This window comes from Thermogutta sp. (assembly GCF_039793925.1).
GTDB lineage: Bacteria > Planctomycetota > Planctomycetia > Pirellulales > Thermoguttaceae > Thermogutta.
This window is the reverse complement of record NZ_JBAMME010000237.1, coordinates 24,773-35,596: the sequence shown is the minus strand read 5'-3', so window position 1 is coordinate 35,596 and position 10,824 is coordinate 24,773. Positions and strand designations below refer to the sequence as shown.

Annotated in this window: 7 protein-coding genes and 1 CRISPR repeat array; of the genes, 5 read left to right on the top strand and 2 right to left on the bottom strand. The window is 58.1% G+C overall.

Annotated elements, in window-relative coordinates; translation table 11 throughout:
• Positions 1 to 44: 44 nt before the first annotated feature.
• Positions 45 to 547: a CRISPR direct-repeat array (repeat unit 29 nt; unit sequence GTTTGAATCGCACCAAGTTGGGATTGAAA).
• Between the two features lie 979 nt (positions 548 to 1,526).
• Complete coding sequence (locus ABJK56_RS10940; protein ID WP_347244706.1) at positions 1,527 to 2,966, bottom strand: porin; 1,440 nt, start codon at positions 2,964 to 2,966, stop codon at positions 1,527 to 1,529.
• A gap of 459 nt (positions 2,967 to 3,425) precedes the next feature.
• On the opposite strand from ABJK56_RS10940, the gene ABJK56_RS10935 reads away from it, so the two are divergent.
• The 3 genes from ABJK56_RS10935 (at position 3,426) to ABJK56_RS10925 (ending at position 6,731) form a co-directional block, all read left to right on the top strand.
• Entirely contained in the window at positions 3,426 to 4,934 is a 1,509-nt protein-coding gene (locus ABJK56_RS10935) for a DUF4832 domain-containing protein (protein WP_347244705.1), read from the top strand.
• Between the two features lie 66 nt (positions 4,935 to 5,000).
• Complete coding sequence (locus tag ABJK56_RS10930) at positions 5,001 to 5,570, top strand: HIT domain-containing protein (protein WP_347244704.1); 570 nt, start codon at positions 5,001 to 5,003, stop codon at positions 5,568 to 5,570.
• A gap of 270 nt (positions 5,571 to 5,840) precedes the next feature.
• On the top strand, positions 5,841 to 6,731 hold the full coding sequence (locus ABJK56_RS10925; RefSeq protein WP_347244703.1) for an FHA domain-containing protein: 891 nt from the start codon (positions 5,841 to 5,843) through the stop codon (positions 6,729 to 6,731).
• Between the two features lie 75 nt (positions 6,732 to 6,806).
• Here ABJK56_RS10925 and ABJK56_RS10920 read toward each other — a convergent pair whose 3' ends face one another.
• The gene (locus ABJK56_RS10920; protein ID WP_347244702.1) at positions 6,807 to 7,766 is read right to left on the bottom strand and encodes a hypothetical protein; all 960 of its coding nucleotides are present in this window, start codon (positions 7,764 to 7,766) and stop codon (positions 6,807 to 6,809) included.
• A gap of 504 nt (positions 7,767 to 8,270) precedes the next feature.
• On the opposite strand from ABJK56_RS10920, the gene ABJK56_RS10915 reads away from it, so the two are divergent.
• Both ABJK56_RS10915 and ABJK56_RS10910 read left to right on the top strand, forming a co-directional pair.
• Entirely contained in the window at positions 8,271 to 9,746 is a 1,476-nt protein-coding gene (locus tag ABJK56_RS10915) for an alkaline phosphatase (protein ID WP_347244701.1), read from the top strand.
• Positions 9,747 to 9,797: 51 nt separating this feature from the next.
• On the top strand, positions 9,798 to 10,817 hold the full coding sequence (locus ABJK56_RS10910; RefSeq protein WP_347244700.1) for an amidohydrolase family protein: 1,020 nt from the start codon (positions 9,798 to 9,800) through the stop codon (positions 10,815 to 10,817).
• Positions 10,818 to 10,824 lie beyond the last annotated feature (7 nt).

Below are 10,824 nucleotides of genomic sequence, written 5' to 3'. Positions count from 1 at the left end.
GAAACTTGTTGACAACGTTAATCCCTGCCCCTCGCAGCATATTGGTTTGAATCGCACCAAGTTGGGATTGAAAGCTGCGGGGTTTCAACCAAAGCAATGCCGAAGGTTTCATCGTTTGAATCGCACCAAGTTGGGATTGAAATCGGATTAACTTGGAGATACTCCGGAAGCTCATTAAGCCGTTTGAATCGCACCAAGTTGGGATTGAAATCGTTTCTCGCCCCACGCAGGAATATAGGGGCACGTGATGTTTGAATCGCACCAAGTTGGGATTGAAATATGAGAGACAAGATGATAGCAAGCCAAAGCCACGAAAGTTTGAATCGCACCAAGTTGGGATTGAAATCGGTTCTTTCCCTTTTGACTGATCTGCAATGGCGGGGCAGTTTGAATCGCACCAAGTTGGGATTGAAACCCAGGGTTCCTTCGGAACCGTCGTATGCGATGCCTGTGTTTGAATCGCACCAAGTTGGGATTGAAACGTCCGAACACGACAGTGCCAGAGCTGTTCGTGGTACGTTTGAATCGCACCAAGTTGGGATTGAAACCGATCAAGCGAGTGGCCCTCGGGGAGCAGCGAGCGGAGCTTTATTCCCACGCACACCGGATGGGAACTCGCGGCAGCGAATAGCGAATGGCGAATAGTTTTTTCTAGGCGCACCCGGTTCAGATTGAAAACCCAAAAGAGGGCAGGCACATGGGCCTCCCCCTACGGTGGCCCTTAATTGCTCTGGGTTCGAATTGAAACGCTTGTCGAGATCGACGAATTTTTCTGAGCTATTGGCGGTAGCCTCAATTCCAACAAGTTGAGATTAAAACACGGGTTGCGGTAGGGGCGCACTGCCGTGCCCCCTACGGTCTTAATCGCAGCCAGTTGCGATGGAAGCACCCACCAACCATTCGCCATTCGCTCTTCGCCATTCGCGAGGTCTGAATTGCACGCTCGGGAAATGCAAACACACGAGCCGTTAGTAAAGTGCCTTTTCCCGATGCGCGGCTCAATGGCGCAATGTGGGGATGGGAACTCTCCGGCACGGCCGCGCATGCCCCGGCTGTGTGCTCTCCGTTCAATTCGTCAATCCCTTCTAACCAAGCCGATCAGTTCGCCGGCCCCGCTGGTCCGCACGTACCGTTCACAGAATTGACCATGACCTCGGACCCGACACGCTGAGCATCTGCGTCCCGCATGCCGCCCCTCACCCAGTGACTCCTCCGGGAGACTCTATCAAGACGCGGACCAACTCCAAGGTTCTCCGCAACGGACGTTTTCCTTCTGCGTTCTGACGAGAGGCGGAATGGGGCATCGCGCGGAGCACTCGCGAAATCCGTTGGCCGGCGTAAATGAGCACAAACGTGCGAGAACGGAGAGAACAAGGATGTCGGGCAACCGGCACTTCCTGCAAAAGTGTGGGCTTTTGAAGTAAGCCGAAAACGCCGGCCGCGGCGGGCGACCGGCGTTTGCCAGCAGCGTGCCTGAGTATCACAGTGGTGATCGACTGCGCTGGGAGGTCACGAAGCGAAGTCGCTCAGAAACTGAAGATGGCATCCATGGCGAAAGTCAATTGGGAATCGCTGGAGCCCCCGTCGAACGGCAAGCCGGTGGGACCGGCAGGGCCGTCGTACCAATCCCAGCGGATTTCTGGCCGGACGAGCCAGTTGCCGTTGGGCCGCCAGTTGAGTCCCCACGTGATTTCGTAGAAGTCTCCGGCAAATCCGCGTCCGCTCCAGGCACGAATTCCCGGGATATTGCCGGGGCCGGCGATCCGCACGCCGTCGTCATCGCGGAGCCACTCTACTCGCATGCCGGCGGACCAGCAGGGATTGATGGTGTAGAGGAAATACTGGTTGAGGCCGTACCATTCGGCGTCTTGGCCACCGGGAGCCGCCCGATTTTCGGTCCCCAAGTTATGGACGAGCACGTATTTGAATCGCTCTGTCATCTGCCACTGGACGACCAGACTGTACACGAAGCGATCCTGATTGGCTGCATCGTCCTGGGGACCGGCCGAGACCGCGTAGGCGATGCTCAGACGGTTATCCTCTGAGTGCCACTTCACCCCACCCATGAAATCCAGGCGATCGTTGTTATCTTCGAACTGCATCCAACCGCGGTGAAACCCAGCCTGGAATGAGAGCAGCGGAGTCCATCGGTAATCGAACAACATGCCAGTGACCAATTGCGGTACGGTGTAGCCGTAGGAATACGAGTGGCTGTAAAAGGGATTCATGGGTGCGGGGACGGCTTCATAATCGAGGATAGCCGCGAAGTGGCCCATCTTCACGGAAAGGCGGTTATAGGCCAGCTCGAGGTAGAACTGCGGGAGCACGAGTCCGTACGTTTGCAAACCGTTGATACGGTCTTCCAGACCGTTGTTGATGCCGAATCGCCAATCGGTGCCGTATGTCATGTCCACGTGACCACCCCAGGCCCAGCCGCAACCGCCGTTGTCTGCCGGACGGTCAAAATACAACCACAATTGATTCATCTGATATTCGTGGTCCAGGTCGTTGGTGGCCACGGGACCGTTGAACTGGTCGGGCGGCTCCTGTGCGTTGAATGTGATGCCCTGCTCCAGCCAACCGCCCATGCGAATTCCTAACCGCTGAAGGAACCAGGGTTGGGGGATCGTCCAGCGGTCTGGGCAGGAGGCAGGACACGGCCTGGCGACGGGCGCTGACTCCTCCGCCGGGGTCGATTCCGGGACTGGCGCTAGGGGAGCGGCCGCCGCCTCCTCCAATCCTGAAACCAGTTGCGCAAAATCCCGTTGCGGTATTTTGTCCGGTTCGCTGAGCGACACAACGGGCTGAAGCTCGGAAGCAGGTGCTGAAACGTTTGGGTCAGATAATACGGGCCCCTGCTCATCTGGCCAGCGGGGTGGCCATTCCGGCAACTCCCGAGCGAAAATCACGGGGGCGAGAAGCGCTCCCATCGCGGCCGCCATCCAAAAACCTCGCCAACTTTCCATGGGTATCCTCCCTTCAGCCACACAAAGGCACACAGATCAGAAAGCCGGCTGGGAGACAGCGCTTTTTCGGTGTACCGGCTTCCTGGCGGGACGACGCAGTTAATCTTTTCGCTAGGGCTGATCGTGCTGAGTGGTTGGGTCGACCACTTCAGCGATGGAAGAAACGCCTTCCTTTACTACCTGTCGGCATAAGCTCGGTTGGTGCGTTTTTGTGTTTTCTGCGGAGCGTGCCAAAAACGCGTTAACTTCCGGAAGTGTGGTTCTGGTGGTGCTAGCTAGGCAAAATAAATCGCCTCCATGTTGGGTGGAAAGCGACAATTTTGGGTAAGGTACCGCGGGTGTGCGATTTGCTTGCTGTGTGGCTTTTCCTGTCCGTCACACTTTGGTACGCTGCTAAGGCTTACCCGATCGAGCAATGCAGCTTTGCGCGTGCTGTATGAGTTCAGCAGGAGACAGAAGATGTCGGCGGCCAATGGCAGGAAGTTTTTGGTTTGGGTAGGTTGTATCGCGGTCCTGGCCTGTGGGGTTGCGGCGCACAGTGAAGATGTTCAGAACTGGCAGGTCATTCACCCCGTCGACAACGGCGCTGCCCTGGAGAATCCCGGAATGGGCTGGGTTCTGCATTATTACGACAACGTCCCCGCCAACTACGGCTCGCGGCTGGAACCATCCGACACGGTGGACGAATTTCCCGGGCTCACCGTGGTCTACCTCCGCATCCCGTGGTCGTACCTCGAACCTGCAGAAGGTCGGTACTGCTGGTCGGTACTGGACACCCCTGCTCAGCGCTGGGTTTCGCGGGGTAAGAAAATCGCCCTCCGCATCAGTTGTTCAGAGTCCTGGATGCGTTACGCCACGCCCGAATGGGTCGAGAAAGCCGGGGCCAAAGGTTACAACTTTCGCGTGGGACAGGGCGTGACAGAGGACGGACCGTTCTGGGAACCGGATTACAACGATCCGGTGTTCCTGGAAAAGCTTGATCATTTTTTGTCGGCCCTGGCGGCCCGTTATGACGGCAATCCCGAAGTCGCCTTCATCGACGTGGGTTCGTTCGGCGTCTGGGGGGAGGGGCATACGTTCAGCAGCACGCGGATCAAATATCCCGCCGAAACCGTCATTCGGCACATCGACCTGTATCGCAAACATTTCAAACACACGCTGCTGGCCGCCAACGATGATTTTGTCATGACTGAAAGCGGCGAACGGGCGATCGCCCATGCTCTCGAGCATGGTCTGACACTTCGAGATGACAGCATCCTTGTGCAGAAACGGCCGAACAGTTATTTCCATGCTGCGATGGCCCAGGACTTCTGGCCGCGCCTACCCGTCATTCTGGAGTCCGAACACTACGGTCCATCACGGGATCGCGGCGCGTGGGAGGATGGCACGCTCTATTTTCGGGCCATGCTGGAGTATCATGCGAGTTACGTTTCCATCCATTGGTGGCCGCACGAATTCCTCAAGGAAAACAAATCCCTCGTGGATCGCATGAATCGCTATCTGGGTTATCGGCTGGTGCCCACGGAGGTGCGTTTTCCCCAGACGGCAACTTTGGGAAAACCGTTCACCTGGAGCGTCACATTAGAAAACCGCGGTGTCGCGCCGTGTTACTGCGGGGGTTTTCCCGCCCTCACGTTGAAAGACGCCCAAGACGGTATCGTCGCGGTACTCGTCAACACACAGGCGAATGTCAGGGACCTCAGGGTGCGGGATGTGGCCATCAAAGGTCCGAAGGCGGAAGGTGATCCGGAGGCCGATTTGGGGCCGCCCATTGCGACCACATGGGAAACCGCAAGCTGCCTGCCGTTCCAGCTTCGACCGGGGCGTTACCGCGTGTTTCTCTCGGTTGGAACGGCGACCGGCACACCGCAGATCGCGCTGCCTATCGACGGGGACGACGACCAGCACCGCTACTTTCTGGGCGAGGTGGAAATCACTTCCGATGCGGAGCTTCCGGCAGGAAAATAGTTTGTTTCAAAAGCATATCCGAGACACGCAAGCAAGGGTTTCAAACAACGCTGCAAATGGGAAACTATGGACGAAAGTCGGTTACGAGAACTCATTTGGGCCCCCTGGCGCATGGCGTACATCGAGGGGTGTGATCGGCCGGCCGAGCGGTCTATTCCCGCTGAGCGATTACTTCCGGACGCCGATCCGGGCTGTTTTCTGTGCCAGGCGGTGGCTGACCCGGACAGCCCGGAACGCTACGTCGTGTATCGAGATGATCAAACCATCGTGGTGCTCAATCGCTATCCGTACAACAACGGACATCTGCTCATTGCACCGCTACGGCACGTGGGACATCCGTCCCGATTGACTCCCGAGGAACACACCGCCTTGATGCTCACGTTGACCCGCATGATCCAGCTTCTGGAAAGTGCGATGCAGCCGGACGGATTCAACGTGGGGTTGAACCTGGGACGGGTGGCAGGGGCAGGGTTGCCAGGCCATCTCCATTGGCACGTGGTTCCCCGGTGGAATGGCGACACGAACTTTATGCCCGTCCTGGCGAATGTGAAGGTCATTCCCCAGTCCCTGGAAGCCTTGTGGGAATTGCTCCGTCAAAAATTAACCCAGCAGCCTCAGGGGATCGCCGCACAGTGAAAAAACTGGCGTTCCACCGCCGACTAGCGCGGGAACCACCCATATGGGTGGAAGCGTGCGGCGAGTGCAGAGAGCCGACCATTCTTTGGAAAATACCCCAGAAAACGAGGTGTCTTTTCTGTCGATGCTGGGTTTCAACTGGGTTACCGTGGGCGAAACTCGGTCCGTTGTGGGATTGAGTGGCGGAGTAATCTAAGTTACAATAAATATTAACTCGCAACGGTGGCCTTCGAAAAACAGTCCTTCCATCTCCGGCCGAATTCCTCCCCCATGCTTGTTCGCCTTCACGTCATCCGCGGTAAGGCCAACAAAGACAGCGTGGCCATCACACTCCCGGCGGTCATTGGGCGAAGTCGCGAAGCGGATCTCACCGTTATTCACCCGATGATCAGCCGTCGCCACTGCGAATTGTTTGAGGACGGTGGACTGGTCAAGATCCGCGATCTCGGTTCGCTCAATGGCACCTACGTGGCAGGCGAACAGATCCAGGAAGCGTTTCTGCCCCCCGGGGCGGTCTTCAGTCTGGGGCCGCTCACCTTTCGGGTAGATTATGATACCTCTCCGAAGGCGGTTTCCCACGAGCCCTCCGTCATAACTGGCGAAGGTGTTTCGCAATCGCCCTCTGACATTGTTGTCACCGATGAACCAGCAACCGGGAAGAAGTCATTACCGGAAGCGGGATCCGGCCAACCGAGCTCCCCGGAACCGGCCACCGAACCGGAACCTTTCCTGGGAGCCGCTTCGACCTCTGGTGAATTCAATGATCGAGGGAGCACTCCGCCCGCCATTGCCCCGTCTGACGGTGTTCTGCCAGATTTCAGCGCCTGGCAACCCGGGGGAGAGTCGCCCCCGGCCCCGCCGGCAGAAAAGGGACCTGTAGAGAATCGCGATCCCTCCGATCTCGCGAAAAAGCCCTGTCCTCCCGAAGCGGCAGCGGACGATGCATGGTCGGATCAGCCTCCCCCGTTTACCACTGTCATGTCGCGAAGTGACACTGAGCCCGTCGCACCAATCGTGCTCAACGGGAGTGACGAAGATCTCTCGGGAAAAGCTGGAGTGAATGGGAGAGCGAGTTCACCTTCGGCAAAGGAAATCGCGGAGCCTGCTCGTGCCCCCAAGACTGCCAAGTCACGCACGGGGTGGTGGCCCTTCAGACGCTGAAACATCTCTCGCAGGAGCGGGGCACAGCAAATAGGGACGCACAGCCCGGAAAGAAGATCTTCGGCAACTATTCTTCTATTCTTCCAGCCCGCGGAAAAACAACTGGACGGGAGGTCGGACCATCTCGCGATATCTTGCCCGATAGACCTCTGCAAGCTGGAGGAGGATCTCAATGACCAGCAGATCCGCCCGCGTGATCACGTGTCGTGTGCTCCGCGAGCCCAATCCCTTTAGTAGGTCGGCCGTCACATAGAGATGGAGCTGCATCACTTCGCGGGCTGAAAGTCCGGCTGTTGCAAAGACCTCTGCTAAGTGACGGAGTTCGCTGCCGAGATGCCCGCTTCCCATGATCACATAAGCCCGGAGAAGTTCCCGATAATGGACAATGAGCGTCTGCGGGACCTGAGGAGGATCGTCGTCTGCCAGGTCAGAAGATAGGGGAGAAATCGCCTCGACTGTCTGGCGAGGCCGTCGCGAGAGCCTTTCCAGCTCGCGAAGGACGGCTTTCTGATGCTGGAGGATGCGAAAAGCCTCTTCACGTTCCCGCTGGACTCGCTGCCGTTCAGCCTGAACAAACCGGCGATTCTGGCGAAGCAGTTGGCACCGCTGGACAGCCCGGACGGTGGCCCAGATGAGGGCCTGTGTGGTTGCGGTGCTCACACACAGGTAGGCGTCGGCCCCGGCTTCATAGCATGCCACAGCGAGCTCCTGTTCGCTGGGTCGCCCCAGGACGATGAGAGGGTCGTCTGTGCCGCCAGTACGATAGCCGGCGACGAGTTCGATGGCGTCGAGTTCTGGCGGCGCATGCGCGATAAAAATGGCCTCAAAGACTTCGTCGCGCAATCGAGCAAGGCCCGAGACGCTTCCCGTCGCTTCATGGATTTCAATTTCCACGGGGGCTTCGCCGGCCAGGCCTTCCACCAGCCACCCCCCGGTTCGCTGCCGGTCGCAGATGTAAAGAACTCTCCACTGGAGGGGAACCCCCTGCCAGGAAGGTCCTTTAGTGATATCACTGGGTTTAAGACCGGCGCCCATCGATCTCCGCCACAACTTTTAGTCCAATGATCGCCCTACTCCATTTGTCTTTTGGCGCTGCCAGAGGGTCCACAGTTTCCGCGGTTGTGGGACGGTAGCCAAATGGCCGTGACCCGTCAAGAGGAGTTTCCGAACAACAGCGGACGTGACGAGCACGTCCCTCCGAACGTGGAGCTGAGAATGAGGTCCCACCGAAGATCCGTGGCCCGGCTGGAACCGGGTCCAATGTCGCCTGTAGCGGAGACCGGTTGCTGGGCGTCCGGTGAGCTCTCTCCGCTGTCGCTTTTCCATCGGTTAATATTTTGCTAACGGCTTGACTTCATTCGGCGGCCGATAAAAATGAAGCGTTCGCTGTCCGGCGCTCGGAGTTAATGAGCGGCGGCGGAAACGAAGAGCGGAACCGCGTCGTGTGGCACATCAAGAGAGGATTCCTTCGCGAGATCCTGAAGCTGAGGAACAAACGCGAATCCCCGAAGGGAAAGAGCGAATCGCTCGGAGAAACGTATGCTTCCCAAGGAGCCTGCCATGCAATTGCTGCTCAATTTTGCGAAGCGTTTGGCCGCGGCTACCGTTGTGGTGTGGTGTGTTTCTCTCGCCGCCAATCTGCCTGCGGAGGAAGCTGGACCGTCCGTGGTGCGGGCGAAAAACGTCATCATCATGGTGGCGGACGGTGCCGGTTTCAACACCTGGCGGGCGACAAGTATGTATCGGGGCCAGCTGGGAAACGAGATTTACGATAAGCCGGGATGGGTTCATCTGGCCGTTGCTACCTATCCCCTGTCAACGAGCACCAAACCCGAAGGCAAGGACAAACAGAATGAAAACCTCGTGTACTCCCCGCAAAAGGCATGGGATCCAGATAAGGGTTATGCCTGGCTGAGAAGTTCGGCCACGGATTCGGCGGCGGCTGCCACCGCCATGGCGACGGGCATCAAAACCTATAACAACGCCATCAATTGGGACGATCTCGACCGGCCATTAACAGGGAAAACGTTGCCCGAGATCGCCCATCAATTGGGAAAGTCAGCGGGGGTCGTCACATCTGTGCAGTGGTCTCATGCCACACCGGCCGGCTTTGGTGGCGCTCATAATCGGGAGCGCGATAACTACGCAGAGATCGCCCAGGAAATGCTGGCAGCTCCTTATCTCCAAGTCATCATGGGGGCGGGGCATCCGGAGTACGATACCAACGGCCGTCGAAAGTCCGGCGCACCCACGGATAAAGACTGCCGGTATGTGGGTGGACTGGCCGCTTGGCAGTCACTCACAGCGGGTAAGCATCCCGCGGGATGGACGCTCATTCAGACCAAGGAGGAATTCGAAAAACTGACGCAGGGATCTACACCGGCCAAGGTCGTGGGGACTGCCCAGGTGGCCACGACTCTCCAGCAGGCTCGGGGAGGCATTCTGGGAATCGTCGTCCGGGATGAACCGTTTGCCACTCCGTTCAACGATAACGTGCCGACCCTGGCCACGATGGCCCTCGGAGCCATCAATGTCCTTGATGACAACCCCCAGGGATTTTACCTGATGATCGAAGGCGGGGCCGTGGATTGGGCCAACCATGCCAATCAGCTCCACCGAATGATTGAAGAACAGAGCGACTTCCTGGCCGCCGTGGAGGCTGTTGTCCAGTGGATCGAGAAAAACAGCTCCTGGGATCAGACGTTGCTGATTCTGACCGCGGATCACGAATGCGGGCTGCTGTGGGGTCCCGATTCCAACAAGACGCCGTTTGCTGCCATCCGTGATCAGGGGCCTGGTAAGATGCCAGCGGCGCGGTACAATGCCACCGGTCATACCAACTCGCTGGTGCCCCTTTATGCCCGAGGTGCCGGTGCTGAATTGTTCCGCAAACTCATCCGCGGAAAGGATTCGCACGCCGCCGAAGTGTGGGGGATATCCGGCGAATTTGTGGACAATACCGATATTTTTCGGGTCGCTCGGGCGGTGCTCACCGGCCAGAATCTCGCCCCATGACGAGGCCCCGTGCTCTTGCTTCGTTTCTCCTGAATATCGGGAGGTAGCGGAATGAAGTGCACACGCCGTCGATTCCTGCAAGCAGCGGGCTTAATCGCGGGTGGCGTGATGAGCGGTGTGGGCAGATGGAGTGCGCCTGCCGCGTCATTGGCCGGAGAATCTCTTCCCCCTGATGTTGAGAAGATTCCCATCGTAGACACCCACCAGCATCTGTGGGACCTGTCCAAACTTCGTCTCCCCTGGTTGGCCGGGGATAGCCGACTCAACCGGGATTACCTGCCTGGCGACTATCGGGAGGCTGTCGCTGGCCTGCCGGTTGTGAAAGCTGTGTACATGGAAGTCGCGGTCGTCGATGACGACCTCGTCAAAGAAGCGGAATGGATTATCGACATCTGTCGTCGGGGCGATGGTCCGACCGCGGCCGCTGTCATTGGGGGTCGACCCGCCAGCGAAGAGTTTCCCACCTATCTTGCCCGGTTCCGTGATAACCCAATCGTCAAGGGAGTGCGGTGGATTCCTCCCGGGAGCAAGCTTGGCCACAAGCTGTACTTCAGTCCCCAGATGCGGGCGAATTTGCGACTGCTGGGCGAGTGGGGAATGCGTTTCGACATCTGCATTCCTGCCGATTGGCTGGCCGATGCCGTGGAGATTGTGGATGCCTGTCCGGAAACGCGGTTTGTCCTCGACCATTGCGGTAATGCTGATCCCCAGCAGTTTGGACGATGGGGAAAAGAACGGGGCGAAGAGGCCGCTCAATACGTGGAACGGTGGAAACGCGGGATCGACGCGTTGGCTGCCCGGCAGAACGTGGTGTGCAAAATATCGGGGATTATAGCTCGGGTCAAACCGGAGGACTGGGGACCCGAAGACTTGGCGCCGATTGTGAACCACTGTTTGGCGGCGTTTGGTCCCGAGCGCGTCATGTTTGCGGGAGATTGGCCCGTCTGTACAAAAGGGGCTCCGCTCCGCGAGTGGATTCTCGCACTTCACCAAATTGTGGCTGATCGTCCGCTGGAAGAGCGGCGGAAGCTCTTCCACGACAATGCCGTCCGCTTTTACCAGTTAGGGTGATGTCAGC